13 protein-coding genes are annotated in these 15,695 nt (G+C 74.1%); 8 read left to right on the plus strand and 5 right to left on the minus strand.

Going from position 1 to position 15,695, the window contains the following annotated elements:
• Positions 1-68: 68 nt before the first annotated feature.
• On the minus strand, positions 69-1,295 hold the full coding sequence (locus AB0873_RS14480) for an MFS transporter (RefSeq protein ID WP_366600160.1): 1,227 nt from the start codon (positions 1,293-1,295) through the stop codon (positions 69-71).
• Positions 1,296-1,481: 186 nt separating this feature from the next.
• Between AB0873_RS14480 and AB0873_RS14485 the strand changes: the two genes are divergently transcribed.
• The gene (locus tag AB0873_RS14485; protein WP_366600161.1) at positions 1,482-3,233 is read left to right on the plus strand and encodes a biotin carboxylase N-terminal domain-containing protein; all 1,752 of its coding nucleotides are present in this window, start codon (positions 1,482-1,484) and stop codon (positions 3,231-3,233) included.
• Between the two features lie 74 nt (positions 3,234-3,307).
• Here AB0873_RS14485 and AB0873_RS14490 read toward each other — a convergent pair whose 3' ends face one another.
• The gene (locus AB0873_RS14490; RefSeq protein WP_366600162.1) at positions 3,308-4,198 is read right to left on the minus strand and encodes a LysR family transcriptional regulator ArgP; all 891 of its coding nucleotides are present in this window, start codon (positions 4,196-4,198) and stop codon (positions 3,308-3,310) included.
• Between the two features lie 69 nt (positions 4,199-4,267).
• Between AB0873_RS14490 and AB0873_RS14495 the strand changes: the two genes are divergently transcribed.
• Together AB0873_RS14495 and AB0873_RS14500 are read left to right on the plus strand one after the other, a co-directional pair.
• Positions 4,268-4,864, plus strand: coding sequence for a LysE/ArgO family amino acid transporter (locus tag AB0873_RS14495; protein WP_366600163.1), 597 nt, complete (start codon positions 4,268-4,270; stop codon positions 4,862-4,864).
• Positions 4,865-4,997: 133 nt separating this feature from the next.
• Positions 4,998-6,437: a GuaB1 family IMP dehydrogenase-related protein gene (locus tag AB0873_RS14500; protein ID WP_366600164.1), complete on the plus strand. Its 1,440-nt coding sequence runs from the start codon at positions 4,998-5,000 to the stop codon at positions 6,435-6,437.
• Positions 6,438-6,494: 57 nt separating this feature from the next.
• Here the strand turns inward: AB0873_RS14500 and AB0873_RS14505 are convergent, their stop codons facing one another.
• Positions 6,495-8,120 (minus strand): DHA2 family efflux MFS transporter permease subunit, encoded by a 1,626-nt coding sequence (locus AB0873_RS14505; RefSeq protein WP_366600165.1) that lies wholly within the window; start codon positions 8,118-8,120, stop codon positions 6,495-6,497.
• 53 nt (positions 8,121-8,173) lie between these two features.
• On the opposite strand from AB0873_RS14505, the gene AB0873_RS14510 reads away from it, so the two are divergent.
• Positions 8,174-8,701 (plus strand): MarR family transcriptional regulator, encoded by a 528-nt coding sequence (locus AB0873_RS14510; RefSeq protein ID WP_366600166.1) that lies wholly within the window; start codon positions 8,174-8,176, stop codon positions 8,699-8,701.
• 1 nt (position 8,702) lies between these two features.
• Here AB0873_RS14510 and AB0873_RS14515 read toward each other — a convergent pair whose 3' ends face one another.
• Positions 8,703-9,272 carry a TetR/AcrR family transcriptional regulator gene (locus AB0873_RS14515; protein ID WP_366600167.1) on the minus strand — a complete coding sequence of 190 codons (570 nt, stop codon included), beginning with the start codon at positions 9,270-9,272 and terminating at the stop codon, positions 8,703-8,705.
• An 81-nt stretch (positions 9,273-9,353) separates the two neighbouring features.
• Here AB0873_RS14515 and AB0873_RS14520 point away from each other — a divergent pair, with 81 nt between their 5' ends.
• The 4 genes from AB0873_RS14520 (at position 9,354) to AB0873_RS14535 (ending at position 14,089) form a co-directional block, all read left to right on the plus strand.
• Positions 9,354-9,800, plus strand: coding sequence for a DoxX family membrane protein (locus tag AB0873_RS14520; protein WP_366600168.1), 447 nt, complete (start codon positions 9,354-9,356; stop codon positions 9,798-9,800).
• Positions 9,801-9,825: 25 nt separating this feature from the next.
• On the plus strand, positions 9,826-10,290 hold the full coding sequence (locus AB0873_RS14525) for a MarR family transcriptional regulator (RefSeq protein WP_366600169.1): 465 nt from the start codon (positions 9,826-9,828) through the stop codon (positions 10,288-10,290).
• Positions 10,284-12,017 (plus strand): ABC transporter ATP-binding protein, encoded by a 1,734-nt coding sequence (locus tag AB0873_RS14530; RefSeq protein ID WP_366600171.1) that lies wholly within the window; start codon positions 10,284-10,286, stop codon positions 12,015-12,017. Before AB0873_RS14525 ends, AB0873_RS14530 begins: the two co-directional genes overlap by 7 nt.
• A 164-nt stretch (positions 12,018-12,181) precedes the next feature.
• The gene (locus tag AB0873_RS14535) at positions 12,182-14,089 is read left to right on the plus strand and encodes an ABC transporter ATP-binding protein (protein ID WP_366600181.1); all 1,908 of its coding nucleotides are present in this window, start codon (positions 12,182-12,184) and stop codon (positions 14,087-14,089) included.
• Positions 14,090-14,139: 50 nt separating this feature from the next.
• Here the strand turns inward: AB0873_RS14535 and thrS are convergent, their stop codons facing one another.
• Positions 14,140-15,408 carry a threonine--tRNA ligase gene (gene thrS / locus AB0873_RS14540; RefSeq protein ID WP_366600182.1) on the minus strand — a complete coding sequence of 423 codons (1,269 nt, stop codon included), beginning with the start codon at positions 15,406-15,408 and terminating at the stop codon, positions 14,140-14,142.
• Positions 15,409-15,695 lie beyond the last annotated feature (287 nt).

A 15,695-nucleotide genomic window follows, 5' to 3' on the forward strand; every position in this document is an offset into this window, starting at 1 on the left:
ATCCGGCGACGGCCGCAGGCCGCGACGGGCCAAGCACCGCCGCTGGCGACGGGCAAGGACCGCCGGTTCTAGGCAGCGCCGACCGGGGTCGGGGCGGCCTCCGGGGTCGGGGCGCGGAGGGCCCGGCCGAGGCGGACGGCGAGCAGCGCGGCCACCCCGATGAAGGCGGGCAGGAGCAGGAACGCCAGGTGCGGGCCGACCTCGTCGGCCACCCGGCCGAGGGCGACCGGCGCGATCCCGAAACCCACCCCCATCGAGTACGACGCCCAACCGGCCGCCCTGTCCGCGGCGGGCCCGGCGACGGCGAGCGCGATCGAGATCACCAAGGGGTAGTGCAGTGCGTTGCCGAGGCCGAGCAGAAGCAGCCCGGCGACCGCGAGGCCCCCGACCGGGGTGGCCCAGAACAGGGCGAAACCGGCCAGGGAGAGTCCCAGCGCGGCGAGCAGCAGCGGGACGGGCCGGTACCGCAGGGCGATACGGCCGCCGACCACCCGCCCGGCGAACATCCCGCCGACGATCGCGGCCACGGCGGCCGAGGCGGCGCCCGCGCCGAGCCCGGCGTGCGTACGGAGCACATCGGCGGTCCAGAGCGACAGGCACACCTCGATCGAACCGGTCACCGCCATGAGGACCCAGGCGACCCAGTACGCCTGCGGCAGCCGCCGAGAGACCGCCGTGCCGGGGGCGGGCACCGCCGGCCGCGCGCCGGCAGCCGCGGCAGCGGGGTCGGCCAGCGGTCCGCGTACCCGGAAGGTCAGGGCGGCGAGCGCGACCAGCGCGATCAGGCCGACCTCGGCGGCCATCGCCGGCCGCCAGCCCCACCCCGCGTCCACGCTGGCACCGATGACCAGCGGAGCGAGGACGCCCATGCCGGCGCAGGCGGCGTTGGCCTCGCTCAGCGCGGCCGGCGCGGCGACGCCGTGCCGGGCGGTGAGCACCACGGTCACGCCGCTGATCACCATCATGCCGAAGGTGGCGATCACCGCCATGGCGGTGATGGTGGCGGGCAGGGCGCGCAGAGTTGCCAGGGCGGTGATGCCGAGTGCGACCCCGGCCAGGCCGGTCCAGATCGCGGGACTGCGGCCGACGCGGCGGGCCAGTGGCGCGAAGAGCGCCCCGCCGAGCAGCGCGCCGACGGCGATGCCGGTGCTGTGCAGGCCGGCGACCGCGGCCGAGGTGCCCTGTTCGTCGCGGAGCAGCGGCACCACCGGGCCGAAGCCGTAGAGGAAGAAGCCCCACAGGCCGAGCTGGGCGTAGGCGAGCCAGGTGGTCCGGTCACGGGTGAGGCGCGGCACTGGCCTCACGCTACAAGCGCCCCACCGTCGCCCCGCTCCGGATGAGAGACAGCTCTGTTTCCCCGGGCCCCACCGGTGAACTGGCGGGCGGCGGCACAGTGCGGCATCCCACACTGAGCGATCGTTAGGTGCGCCAGAGTGGCCGATACACTCCCGGTCAGTAACCTCCCGGGAGGAGCCACCAAGGTGCGCAAGGTACTCATCGCCAACCGCGGCGAGATCGCCGTCCGCGTCATCCGCGCCTGCCGCGACGCCGGCCTGGGCAGCGTCGCCGTCTACGCGGACTCGGACCGGGACGCTCTGCACGCCACCCTGGCCGACGAGGCGTACGCCCTCGGCGGTGACACCGCGGCCGACAGCTACCTGCGGATCGACAAGCTGATCGACGTCGCGGGCAAGTCGGGGGCCGACGCCGTGCACCCCGGCTACGGCTTCCTCTCGGAGAACGCCGACTTCGCCCAGGCGGTCATCGACGCCGGGCTGACCTGGATCGGCCCCACTCCGCAGGCGATCCGCGACCTCGGTGACAAGGTCACCGCCCGGCACATCGCCCAGCGTGCCGGCGCGCCCCTGGTCCCCGGCACGCCGGACCCGGTCGGCAGCGCCGACGAGGTGATGGCCTTCGCCGTGGACCACGGCCTGCCGGTCGCCATCAAGGCGGCCTTCGGCGGCGGCGGGCGCGGTCTCAAGGTGGCCCGCACGATGGAGGAGATCCCGCACCTGTTCGAGTCGGCCACCCGCGAGGCGGTCGCCGCGTTCGGCCGGGGTGAGTGCTTCGTCGAGCGGTACCTGGACAAGCCCCGCCACGTCGAGGCCCAGGTCCTCGCCGACCAGCACGGCAACGTGATCGTGGTCGGCACCCGGGACTGCTCCCTCCAGCGCCGCCACCAGAAGCTGGTCGAGGAGGCCCCGGCGCCGTTCCTCACCGAGGCGCAGCGGACGCAGATCCACGAGTCCGCCAAGGCGATCTGCCGCGAGGCCGGCTACCACGGCGCGGGCACGGTCGAGTACCTGGTCGGCACCGACGGCACGATCTCCTTCCTGGAGGTCAACACCCGGCTCCAGGTCGAGCACCCGGTGACCGAGGAGACCGCCGGCATCGACCTGGTCCGCGAGCAGTTCCGCATCGCCGACGGCGAGAAGTTGCGCTTCACGGAGGACCCGACGCCGCGCGGGCACTCCATCGAGTTCCGGATCAACGGTGAGGACCCGGGCCGCAACTTCCTGCCCGCGCCGGGCACGATCACCGCGCTGCGCCTGCCCACCGGCCCGGGCGTCCGGGTGGACACCGGCATCTCCGCCGGTGACGTGATCGGCGGCAACTTCGACTCGCTGCTCGCCAAGGTCATCATCACCGGTGAGACGCGCACCGAGGCGATCGAGCGGGCCCGCCGCGCGCTGGACGAGATGGTCGTCGAGGGTATGGCCACCGCGCTGCCGTTCCACCGCCTGGTGGTCCGGGACGAGGCGTTCACCGCCGAGCCGTTCACCGTGCACACCCGGTGGATCGAGACCGAGTTCGACAACACCGTCCCGGCGTTCACCGCGCCCGCCGGCGCCGTCGAGGGCCCGGCCGAACGCGAGACCGTCGTGGTCGAGGTGGGCGGCAAGCGGCTGGAGGTCAGCCTCCCGGGCGGCTTCGGCGGGGGTGCGCCCACCGTGTCGCCCGTCGCGAAGAAGCCGGCCCGGCGGGGCGGTGGCGCCAAGGCCGGCGCCGCGGTCAGCGGTGACGCGCTCACCTCGCCGATGCAGGGCACCATCGTGAAGATCGCGGTCGCCGACGGTGACACCGTGGCCGAGGGCGACCTGGTCGTGGTGCTGGAGGCCATGAAGATGGAACAGCCGCTGCACGCCCACAAGGCGGGCACGATCAGCGGCCTCGCCGCCGAGGTCGGCGCGGTCATCACCGCCGGCGCCGCGATCTGCACCATCGCCTGAGGTGTAAGGAAGGGCCCCTGGTTAACGCCTGCGGTAGTAAAAGGGTCCCTTCCTAACAACCGTTCCGGGGCTCGTCAGCGGAGGGTTTCGGCGGCCACCGCGCGGACGGCGGCCGTGAGCGCCGTCAGCGCCGTCGACTCCAGCCGCCAGTGCTGCCAGTACAGCGGGACGTCCGCCGTGCGGCCGGGGGCGATGTCGACGCAGCGCCCGGACGTCAGGTCGGCGTCGGCGATCTGCTCGGGCACCAGCGCCCAGCCGAGCCCCAGCCGGATCGCCTCGCTGAACGCCGGCACCGACGGCAGGTAGTGCGCCGGCGGGTCCAGGACCCGACCGGTGACCGACCGCAGGAAGCGGTGCTGCAACCGGTCCTTCCGGTCGAACACCATCACCGGCGCCTGCGCCAGCGCGGCCGGGGTGGCGCCCTCGGGCAACCACCGCCCGACGTACGCCGGAGACGCCAGCGCCCGGTAGCGCATGGCGCCGAGCGGCTGCACCCGGCACCCCTGCACCGGCTCCCGCTGGGCGGTCACCGCCGCCGTCACCGATCCGTCGCGGAGCAACTCGGCGGTGTGCTCCTGGTCGTCCTGCCGGATGTCGAAGGAGAGGTCGAGCGGCTCCGGCACCCGGGCCAGCGCGGCGGGGAACCAGGTGCCCAGGGAGTCGGCGTTCACCACCACCGCGACCCGCGTACGCCCCCGGCCACCGCCCAGCGGCCCCCGCGCCTCCGCCAGTGCCTCCTGCTCCAGGAGGGCGAGCTGGCCGGCGAGGCGCAGCAGCGGCTCCCCCGCCTCGGTGGGCCGGCACGGGCGGTGCCGTCGCACCAGCACCTGGCCGACGGTCTCCTCCAGGGTCTTGATCCGCTGGCTCACCGCGGACGGCGTCACGTGCAGCAGCCGGGCGGCAGCGTCGAAGCTCCCCTCGGCGACCACCGCGGCGAGCGTCCGGAGCTGAACGGCGTCGAGCATGAGGGAATCTTACGGAACATCAAAATCTTTAGCTGGACCGCATGAAGCCGGTCCGCCTACCGTCGAACCGTGATCGCCTCCGCCCTCGCCGGGTTCTCGCTCTCCGTCGCCCTGATCGTCGCCATCGGCGCGCAGAACGCGTTCGTCCTGCGTCAGGGGCTGCGCCGCGAGCACGTCGTACCGGTCGTCCTCACCTGCGCGTTCTCCGACGCCCTGCTGATCGGCGCCGGCATCGCCGGGGTGGGCGCCCTGGTGGCGGACCGGCCCGGCCTGCTCACCGCCGTACGGTGGGGCGGCGCCGCGTTCCTGCTGTGCTACGCGGTGCTCGCCGCCCGCCGCGCGTGGCGTCCGGACGCGCTGCGACCCGCCGACCGTCCGCCGGCCCGCCTGCGGACCACCCTGCTGGCGTGCCTCGCCTTCACCTACCTCAACCCGCACGTCTACCTGGACACCGTGCTGCTGCTCGGCGGCGTCGCCCAGCAGCACCCGCACCGGTGGGTGTTCGGGGTGGGAGCGGCCACGGCCAGCCTCGCCTGGTTCACGGCGCTCGGGGCGGGCGCGTACCGGCTCGGGCCGGTGCTCGCGCGTACCGCGGTGTGGCGGGTGCTCGACGCCGTGATCGCCGTGGTGATGGCCGGGCTGGCGGCGGCGCTGCTGCTGGCCTGACTGTGATTTTCTGCGCGACCGCCTGCCGACCGCGGCTGTCAAGAAGGGGCCCTTCCTCTACCGCAGGCGTTAACAAGGGGCCCTTACTTGCCCCTCGGCGGCGGAGGGGGCGGTGGGAGGTCATGATGGCCGGGTGCGGTTCCTTCACGGCGCGGTCCCCGCGCACGACCTGACCTACAACGACGTCTTCATGGCGCCGGCCCGCTCCGAGGTCGCGTCCCGCCTCGACGTCGACCTTGCGACCAGCGACGGGACGGGCACCACCATCCCGCTGGTGGTGTCGAACATGACCGCGGTGTCCGGCCGGCGGATGGCGGAGACGGTCGCCCGGCGCGGCGCCATCGCGGTGATCCCCCAGGACATCCCGATCGAGGTGGTCGCGAACGTCGTCGCCTGGGTCAAGCAGCGGCACCTGGTGCACGACACGGCGATCACACTCGGCCCGACCGACACCGTCGGTGACGCGATCCACCTCCTGCCGAAGCGGGCGCACGGCGCGGTGATCGTGGTCGACGAGGCGGGCCGGCCGGTCGGTGTGGTGACCGAGGCGGACACGGTGGGTGTGGACCGGTTCGCGCAGTTGCGGCACGTGATGTCGACCGAGCTGCACACCGTGCCGGCGGACGCGGACCCGCGTACCGGCTTCGACCGGCTCTCGGCGGGCCGCCGCCGGCTCGCTCCCGTGGTGGACGCGCAGGGACGGCTGGTCGGGGTGCTGACCCGGCAGGGTGCGCTGCGCGCGACGCTGTACAAGCCGTCCGTCGACGACCGGGGCCGGCTCCGGATCGCCGCGGCGGTCGGCATCAACGGCGACGTCGCCGGCAAGGCCAAGGCGCTGCTGGAGGCCGGGGTCGACACGCTGGTCGTGGACACCGCGCACGGCCACCAGGAGCGGATGATCTCCGCCCTGCGGACGGTGCGCAAGGTCGACCCGGCCGTCCCGGTCGCGGCCGGCAACGTGGTCACCGCCGACGGGGTACGCGATCTCGTCGAGGCGGGCGCCGACATCGTGAAGGTGGGCGTCGGCCCGGGCGCGATGTGCACCACCCGGATGATGACCGGGGTGGGCCGGCCCCAGTTCTCGGCCGTGCTGGACTGCGCCGCGGCGGCACGCGAGCTGGGCCGGCACGTGTGGGCCGACGGTGGGGTCCGGCATCCGCGTGACGTGGCGCTGGCGCTGGCGGCGGGCGCCTCGAACGTGATGATCGGCTCGTGGTTCGCCGGCACGTACGAGTCGCCCGGTGACCTCTACGTCGAGGCGGACGGCCGGCGCTACAAGGAGAGCTTCGGCATGGCCTCGGCCCGCGCGGTGAGCGCCCGCACGGCGGAGGATTCCGCGTACGACCGCGCCCGGAAGGCGATCTTCGAGGAGGGCATCTCCTCGGCACGGATGTACCTCGACCCGAACCGGCCCGGCGTCGAGGACCTGATCGACGAGATCATCTCCGGGGTACGCAGCGCCTTCACCTACGCCGGGGCGCACAATCTCGCGGAGTTCCACGAGCGGGCGCTGGTCGGCGTGCAGAGCGCGGCCGGCTACACCGAGGGGATGCCGCTGCCGACGAGCTGGTGACCGGCTGAGCCGGGCGGCCTCGGTGACCGGCCCGGCCGCCCGACGTCGGTGACCGGCTCAGCCGCCCGACGTCGTCGCCGGCGCCGGCCGGCGGGACGGCGGCGACGGCTCGGGGCGGTCCCGGGGCAGCCGGGCGCAGGCGAGCAGGCCGATCAGGAGGAAGCCGGCGGCGCAGAAGGCCGCGTACCGGGTGGCGTCGGAGAGGGCGGCCTTCGCCTCCTGCGCGATCGGCGCCGTACGCGGATCGGCGGCGAGACCGCCGATCGCCGCCCCGGCGCTCTCCCGGACGGCGGCCACGATCTGCTCCCGCTGGGCGGGATCGACGCCGGGCTGGCCGGCGAGCCGGTCGCCGAGGATCCCACCCAGGCCGGCGAAGAGCACGGTGCCGAGCACCGCGATGCCGAGCGCCGACCCCAGCTGCCGGGCGGTGCTCTGCACGCCGGACCCCTGGCCGCTCTGCCGGACCGGCACCTCTCGCAGCGACACCCCGGTGAGTTGGGCGGTGGCCAGGCCGACGCCGACGCCGTAGAGGAACAGGTAGCCGAGCGGCGCCCACCAGGACGTGTCCGGGGCGACGACCGTGCCGAGGCCGGCGATGCCGGCGAGTTCGGCGGCGACCCCGAGCTGGACGACGCGGGTGGCGCCCCACCGCTGGACCAGAGGTGCGCCGAGACCACTGGCCAGGAAACTGCCGACGGCGAGGGGCAGCAGGGCGAGGCCGGTGTCGAACGCGCTGTAGCCGAGGACGTTCTGGTACCACAGCGGGAGGGCGAAGAGCAGGCCGAACTCGCCGAGGCTGACGATCGCGGCGGCGACGACGGCGTTGCGGAACGAGCCGATCCGGAACAGCGACAGGTCGAGCAGGGCCGCCCGGCCGGCCCGGTCGCGGCGGACCTGGTGGGCGACGAAGCCGGCGAGGGTGACCAGCCCGACCAGCGCGGCGACCGGCACCGGCGAGATCGCGGCCGTCCAGTCCGCCCCGAACAGGCTGAACGCTTTCTCCCGCTCCCACCAGCCGTAGGTGCGCCCCTCGATGAGCGCGAAGACGACACCGGTCAGGCCGACGACCGAGAGCAGGGCGCCGAGCCAGTCGAGCCCCCGCTCCACGCGCTCGTCCCGCGATTCGCGTACCAGCACGAGCGTGGCGGCCACCACGAGCGCGCCGACCGGCACGTTGATGCCGAACGCCCACCGCCACGACAGCTCGGTGGTGAGCCAGCCGCCGAGGAGCGGGCCGAGGGCGGCGGCCCCGCCGATGGTGGAGCCCCAGATCGCGAACGCGACCCCTTTCTCCCGTCCGGTGAACGTGGCGTTCAACAGGGACAGCGAGGTGGGCAGGATCATGGCGCCGCCGAGCCCTTGGAGCACCCGGGCGCCGATCAGCGCCTCGCCGGACCCGGCCACCGCGGCGAGCACGCTGGCCGCGACGAAGACCACGACGCCGGTGACGAACGTCCGCCGCCGGCCGGCGCGGTCGGCGAATCGGCCGGCGACCAGCAGCAGGGCGGCGAAGACGAGGGTGTACGCCTCCTGCACCCACTGCGCGTCTGTGGCGGTGATGCCGAGGTCCCGGATGATCGCGGGCACGGCCACGTTGACGATGGTGGCGTCGACGATGATCGTCGCGACTCCGAGGCTGATCGCGAGGAGTCCCCACCAGCGTGCGCGTCCCTGCTCCGGCATACCCGCCTCCGATCGCTAGATTCTCTAGCTACGTGAGATGCTAGCTTTCACCCATGGAACCTCCTCCGTCAACCACCGGCGGCGCACGCCGCGGGCCGTACGGCGAGGCCCCCTCGACGAGCGAGACCGCCCGGGCGCTGCGCGAGGTGATCCGGGCCGCCGGTGACACCCGGGGCGCCCTGGCCCGCCGCCTCGGGATCGGGGCGACCGACGCCGCCGCCATCGACCACCTCGTCTCCAGCCCGGACGCCCTCGGCCCGGTGGAACTGGGCAACCGGCTCGGAATCCGCTCGGCTTCGGCCACCACCCTGGTCGACCGGCTGGTGCGGGCCGGCCACGTCGAGCGCACGCCGCACCCGCAGGACCGGCGCCGGCTGGCGCTCCAGGTCACCGACCAGGCGTACGACGAGGTGCTGGCGGCACTACGGCCGATGCTGGCCGGAATCGAGCAGGCGGTCGCCCGGCTCACACCCGAGCAGGCGGCGGCGACGAGCGCCTTCCTGCGGGAGGTGGCGGCCGTGATGCGGGAGTACGTCGACACCGCCCCCGACGACCCGGGCAGGCGGTCGACGGCGGACTGAGTCAGCGGGGCCCGAAAAGGCGGCGGATGACGGCCCGCGCCGCCGCCCGCGGGTCGTCGCCGGTGTCTGGCGGCAGGGCGCCGGCGTTCCAGAGCGTGGCGAAGCCGTGCACGATCGACCAGGCGGCGAGAGCGTCCCCGGCGGCGTCGCCCGCCGTGCCGTGGCCCGGCGGGAGTTCCGCGACTCCCGCGTGCAGAGCCGCCCCCGACCGCTCCCTCGCGGCTGCCAACTCCGGCGCGTCCGCCCGGTAGAGGTCGGGGCGAAACATCACCTCGAAGTGCGCCCGGTGCCGCACCGCGAAGTCCACGTAGGCCACCCCGGCCTCCACCAGACCGCCGTCGGCAGCGTGCAGTGCCTCGGCGAGCAGGTCGAAGCCCTCCACCGCGAGCGCGGTGAGCAGGCCGGCCTTGTCGCCGAAGTGGTGCGCGGGCGCCGCGTGCGACACGCCGGCCCGGCGGGCGAGGTCGCGCAGGCTCAGCGCCGCCGGCCCGGACTCCTCGATCACCTCGGCCGCCGCGGTGAGCAGGGTGCGCCGCAGATCGCCGTGGTGGTAGCTCCCGGTGCCAGTCATGTGCCGATCCTATCTTTCCATTGACAAGATGCCATCGGCGGGGCAATCTTGACGTCGACAAGATAGGCCGAGGAGGTCCTGTTGATTCCACTGATCGCCCTGGTGGCCGGAGCCGCCGTGGCCCGACTGGCCGGCCTGGCCGGCGTAGACGCGCTCGACGGGTGGCAGCCGGCCCTGCGGGTGGGGCTGGCCCTCATGTTCGTCCTGACCGGCGCGGCCCACTTCGGCCCGCGACGCCGGGCCGACCTCGTGGCGATGGTGCCGCCCCGACTCCCGCGCCCCGAACTCCTGGTCACGCTGACCGGGGTGCTCGAACTGCTCGGAGCCGTGGCGCTGCTCGTCCCGGCCACCACCCGCTGGGCCGCCGCCGGCCTGGCGGTGCTGATGGTCGCCATGTTCCCGGCGAACGTGTCGGCGGCCCGGCGTCGCCTCACCCTGGCGGGCCGCCCGGTGACGCCGATCGGCGTCCGCTCGGCTCTCCAGGTGCTCTTCGTCGCCACCGCCGTCGCAATTTCGTTTGGCCCCTGACTGTCAGGCCGCTAACCTGGCGCTCATGGACCTGATCCGCCTCGACGACGTCCCACTCGGGCGGCTGCTGGTGGTGGCCGGGCACCTCACCAGCCAGCGGTGGAACCGCTGGCTCGCCGAGGAGCACGGCCTCACCCAGGCCGGCATGGTCACCCTGCTGACCCTGGCCGAGCACGGCGAGCTGCCGCACCGCGCGGTGGCCGAGCGGTGCTTCGTCAAGCCGGCCACCCTGACCGGCATCGTCGACACCCTGGAACGCGACGGCCTGGTCGAGCGGCAGCGGCACGCCACCGACCGGCGCAGCGTCAAACTGGCGCTCACCCCCGCCGGGCGGGCCCGCGCCGACGCGCTCCGGGCGATGATGCGCTCCGACCGTCCACTCACCCCGGTCGACGCCGACCCGGCGAAGGCGGCGGTGGTCCGGGAATTCCTGCTCGCGGTCATCGGCAGCGCGGACGCCGCCATGCCGGCGGGCGGTCCGACGTGCTGATCCGGCTGCTGCGCACGCACCTGCGCCCGTACCGCCGCCCGTTGGCCGCGGTGGTAGCCCTCCAGTTCGTCGGCACGATGGCCTCGCTCTACCTGCCGAGCCTCAACGCCGACATCATCGACCTCGGCATCGCCCGGGGCGACACCGGCTACATCGTCCGGACCGGCGGCTGGATGCTCGCGGTCAGCCTGGTCCAGATCGTCTGTGCGATCGCCGCCGTCTACCTCGGCGCCCGCACCGCGGCGGCCTTCGGCCGGGACGTCCGGGCGGCGGTCTTCGCGCACGTGAACCGCTTCTCCGCCCGCGAGGTCGCCCGGTTCGGCGCCCCGTCGCTGATCACCCGCAACACCAACGACGTGCAGCAGGTGCAGGTGCTCGTGCTGATGAGCGCCATCGCGCTGGTGGCCGCGCCGATCATGAGCGTCGGCGGCGTGGTGATGGCGCTGCGCGAGGACGTCGGGCTGTCCTGGCTGATGCTCGTCAGCGTGCCGGTGCTGGCCGTCGGCCTGGCTCTGGTGATCCGGCGGATGGTGCCCGGGTTCCGCCTCATGCAGACCCGCATCGACACGGTGAACCGGGTACTGCGCGAGCAGATCACCGGCATCCGCGTCGTCCGGGCGTTCGTCCGGGAGCCGTACGAGACGGCACGCTTCGCCGCCGCCAACACCGACCTGACCGCGACGGCCCTGCGGACCGGCCGGCTGGGTGCCCTGATCTTCCCCGTCGTGATGCTGGTGCTCAACGTCTCCAGCGTCGCGGTGCTGTGGTTCGGCGCCCAGCGGGTGGGCGCCGGCGCGATCGAGGTCGGCGCGCTCACCGCCTTCCTGCAGTACCTGATGCAGATCCTGATGGCCGTCATGATGGCCACCTTCATGCTGATGATGGTGCCGCGGGCGGCGGTCTGCGCCGAGCGCGTCGTCGAGGTGCTGGACACCGACTCCTCGGTGACGCCCCCGGCGCGCCCGGTCACCGAGCTGCCGCGGCGGGCCGAGCTGGAGCTGCGGGACGTTCGCTTCCAGTACCCGGGCGCGGCCGAGCCGGTGCTGCGGGACGTCTCGTTCCGGGTGGCGCCGGGCACGACCACGGCGGTCGTCGGCGGCACCGGCGCCGGTAAGACCACCCTGCTCTCCCTGGCCCCGCGGCTCGTCGACGTGACCTCCGGCGCGGTGCTGGTGAACGGGGTGGACGTCCGGGACCTGGCGCCCGACGAGCTGTGGCGGCGGATCGGCCTGGTGCCGCAGCGCCCCTACCTGTTCAGCGGCACGGTGGCGAGCAATCTCCGGCTCGGCAACCCGGACGCGACCGAGGCCGAGCTGTGGGCGGCGCTGGAGGTGGCGCAGGCGCGCGACTTCGTCGAGGCGATGCCCGAAGGGCTGGACGCGCCGATCGCGCAGGGCGGCACCAACGTCTCCGGCGGCCAGCGGCAGCGGCTGGCGATCGCCCGGGCCCTGGTACGCCGGCCGGAGATCTACCTGTTCGACGACTCGTTCTCGGCGCTCGACCTGGGCACCGACGCGCGGCTGCGGGCGGCGTTGCGGCCGGTCACCGAAGACGCGGCGGTCGTCATCGTGGCGCAGCGGGTCTCCACGATCGTCGACGCCGACCAGATCGTCGTCCTGGAGGGCGGGTCGGTGGTCGGGGTCGGTCGGCACGCGGAACTGCTGGCGGACTGCCCCACGTACGCCGAGATCGTCGCGTCCCAGCAGACCACGGGGGTGACGGCGTGAGCGGCGAGCGGACCGGCGGGCACCGCGCGAGGACGCCCCACGGCGGCGTGGGCGACGGACCGGTTCCGGTCGTACCGAAGGGAAGGCCGGCTCCCGACGGGGCGGCACCCCGGCGGCTGCCGCCCGGCGGCCAGCGCGGCGGTCCGCCGTGGATGGGGGCCGGAATGCCCGCCGAGCGGTCGATGACCTTCGGGCCGTCGGCCCGGCGGCTGCTCGGGCGGTTGCGACCGCACCGCCCCCAGTTGGTCGGGGTGATCGGGCTCGCGGTGCTCGGCGTCGGGCTCAGCGTGGTCGGGCCGAAGGTGCTCGGGCACGCCACCGACCTGATCTTCGCCGGGGTGCTGGGCCGGCGGCTGCCGCCGGGTACGACGACCGAACAGGCCGCGGCGGCGGCCCGAGCGGCGGGCGACGACAGCTTCGCCGACCTGATCACCCGGATGGGCGTGGTGCCCGGCGCGGGGATCGACACCTCGGCGCTGGCCCGGGTGCTGCTGCTGGCCCTCGGCCTCTACGTGGCGGCGGCCGCACTGACCTGGTGGCAGGGGTGGCTGCTCACCGGCGTCGTGCAGCGGACCGTGCACCGGCTGCGCGAGGACGTGGAGGCGAAGCTCAACCGGCTGCCGCTGCCGTACTTCGACCGGCAGCCGCGCGGGGAACTGCTCAGCCGGGTCACCAATGACATCGACAACATCTCCATCAGCCTCCAGCAGACGCTGAGCCAGCTGCTCACCTCGCTGCTCACCGTCGTCGGCGTACTCGCCATGATGTTCTGGATCTCGCCGCTGCTGGCCCTGGTCGCGCTGGTCGCGGTGCCGCTGTCGGTCGTGGTCACCCAGCGGATTGCGAAGCGGTCGCAGGGCCAGTTCATCGCCCAGTGGACCCACACCGGCGAGCTGAACGGGCAGGTCGAGGAGGCGTTCACCGGCCACGAGCTGGTCAAGGTCTTCGGCCGGCAGCGCGAGGTGCAGGCGGCCTTCGCCGCGAAGAACGAGGAGCTGTTCCGGGCCAGCTTCGGTGCCCAGTTCATCTCCGGGATCATCATGCCGGCGATGATGTTCATCGGGAACCTCAGCTACGTGGCGATCGCCGTGGTCGGCGGCCTGCGGGTGGCGTCGGGGACGATGACCCTGGGCGACGTGCAGGCGTTCATCCAGTACTCCCGCCAGTTCACCCAGCCGCTCACCCAGGTCGCGTCGATGGCGAACCTGCTCCAGTCCGGGGTGGCCTCCGCCGAGCGGGTGTTCGCGGTGCTCGACGCCGACGAGCAGACTCCGGACCCGGCCGTGCCGACCCGGGTCACCGACCCGCGCGGACGGGTCGAGTTCGAGCACGTCTCCTTCCGGTACGCCCCGGAGCAGCCGCTGATCGAGGACCTGTCGCTGGTCGCCGAACCCGGGCAGACGGTGGCCATCGTCGGGCCCACCGGCGCCGGCAAGACCACCCTGGTCAACCTGATCATGCGCTTCTACGAACTGGACGCCGGGCGGATCACCCTCGACGGGGTGGACACCACCCGGCTCACCCGCGACGACCTGCGCGGTCGGGTCGGCATGGTGCTCCAGGACACGTGGCTCTTCGGCGGGACGATCCGCGACAACATCGCGTACGGGCGACCGGGCGCCACCGAGGCGGAGATCCTGGCGGCGGCACGGGCGACGTTCGTCGACCGCTTCGTCCGCAGCCTCCCGGACGGCTACGACACCGTCATCGACGAGGACGGAAGCAACGTCAGCGCCGGTGAGAAGCAGCTCATCACCATCGCCCGCGCGTTCCTGGCCGAGCCGTCCCTGCTGATCCTCGACGAGGCGACCAGCTCGGTGGACACGAGGACGGAGGTGCTGCTCCAGCGGGCGATGGCGGCGCTGCGGTCGGACCGCACCAGCTTCGTCATCGCGCACCGGCTGTCCACGATCCGCGACGCCGACCTGATCCTGATGATGGAGGACGGCCGGATCGTCGAGCAGGGCACGCACGACGATCTGCTCGCCGCCGACGGGGCGTACGCGCGTCTCCACCGGGCCCAGTTCAGCCGGGCGACGGCGGGCGAGCCCGAGCCGGCGGCGGCGCGGTGAACGCCGCCGGTCCGGTCCCCGCGCACGACGCGCGGGGACCGGAGGGCCGCTCAGCCGGCCGGCAGCAGGTCCGCCGAGCGGGCGGCGACCACCCGTCCGACCAGCCCGAGCGCCTCGGCGGCGGGCACCGGGTCCAGGGCACGGCCGTCCCGCAGGCGCAGCGAGACGCGTCCGTCGGCCGCCTCGCGTGGGCCGATCACCGCCGCGTACGGCATGCGGGCGCGGGCGGCGTCCCGGATCCGGGCGCCCAGCGACCCGGCCCGTTCCACCTCGACGCGCAGCCCGGCAGCGAGCGCGTCGGCGGCGAGGCGCTCGGCCGCCGCGTCCTGCCCGGCGTCGACCGGCAGGACGACCAACTGCACCGGGGCGTACCAGGGTGGGAAGGCGCCCTGGTGCACCTCGATCAGGTACGCGAACAGCCGCTCCATGCTCCCGACCAGGCTGCGGTGCACCATCACCGGCCGCCGCCGCGCCCCGCCCGAGTCGGTGTACGACAGGTCGAAGCGCTCCGGCTTGTCGAAGTCGAGCTGGACGGTCGAGATGGTCGACTCCCGGCCGGCCGCGTCGACGATCTGGACGTCGATCTTCGGGCCGTAGAAGGCCGCCTCGCCCGGACCCTCCGCGTACTCCACCCCGTCGAGCGCGGCGCGCAGCAGGTCCTCGGCCCGCGCCCACCGGGCGTCGTCGCCGACGTACTTCTCCCCCGGCCCGCGCAGCGACAGCCGGAACCCCGCCGGCCGGACGCCGAGCGCGGCGTGCGCCTCGCGGATCAGCCGCAGGATCTCCGCCACCTCCTCGCCGACCTGCTCCAGCGCGCAGAAGTTGTGCGCGTCGTTCAGCGAGATGGCGCGTACCCGGGCCAGCCCGCCCAGCACGCCGGAGCGCTCGGCCCGGTACATGCCGCCCAGCTCGGCGATCCGCAGCGGCAGGTCCCGCCAGGAGCGGCCCCGCGCCCGGTACACCAGCGCGTGGTGCGGGCAGAGCGCCGGCCGCAGCACGAATTCGTCGTCGGCGGAGAGCCGCATCGGCGGGAACATGTCGTCCGCGAAGTAGCCGAGATGCCCGGAGAGCTGGAAGAGTTCCCGCTTGCCCAGCGGCGGGGTGACCACGTGCCGGTAGCCGGCCCGGCGTTCGAGGTCGCGGACGTACTCCTCGACGGCGTGGCGGGCGGCGGCCCCGGCCGGCAGCCAGAGCGGCAGGCCGGCGCCGGCCAGCGGGTCGGAGACGAAGAGGCCCAGCTCACGGCCGAGCCTGCGGTGGTCGATCATGTCGCGCTCCTGGTTCGGGTACGACCCGGAGGCGACCGGTGCCCGGAACAGCACGAGGCCCCGGGGCGGATCGCCCCGGGGCCTCGTGGACAGACGTGTCAGTGCGGCGCGCCGGGGTTTCCCGGCGTCGTGGTGCGGACCGCACGATTCATGCGGCAAGGGTACGCGGAGCCGCCACCGGCGGGCACGTGCATTTCCGGCCGGGGTGCGGGCGGCGGCGGGACGGGGGCGGGCCGGGACCGTCGTGCGGGCTCACGTTCGGCCGCCGGCAGGCCACCGCCCTACGGCAGCGGATCGAGGCGCGCGTCGCCGGCGACGGGCACCGGGTGCTGCGGGAA

Source organism: Micromonospora sp. NPDC047707, from assembly GCF_040704235.1.
Classification (GTDB): Bacteria; Actinomycetota; Actinomycetes; order Mycobacteriales; family Micromonosporaceae; genus Micromonospora.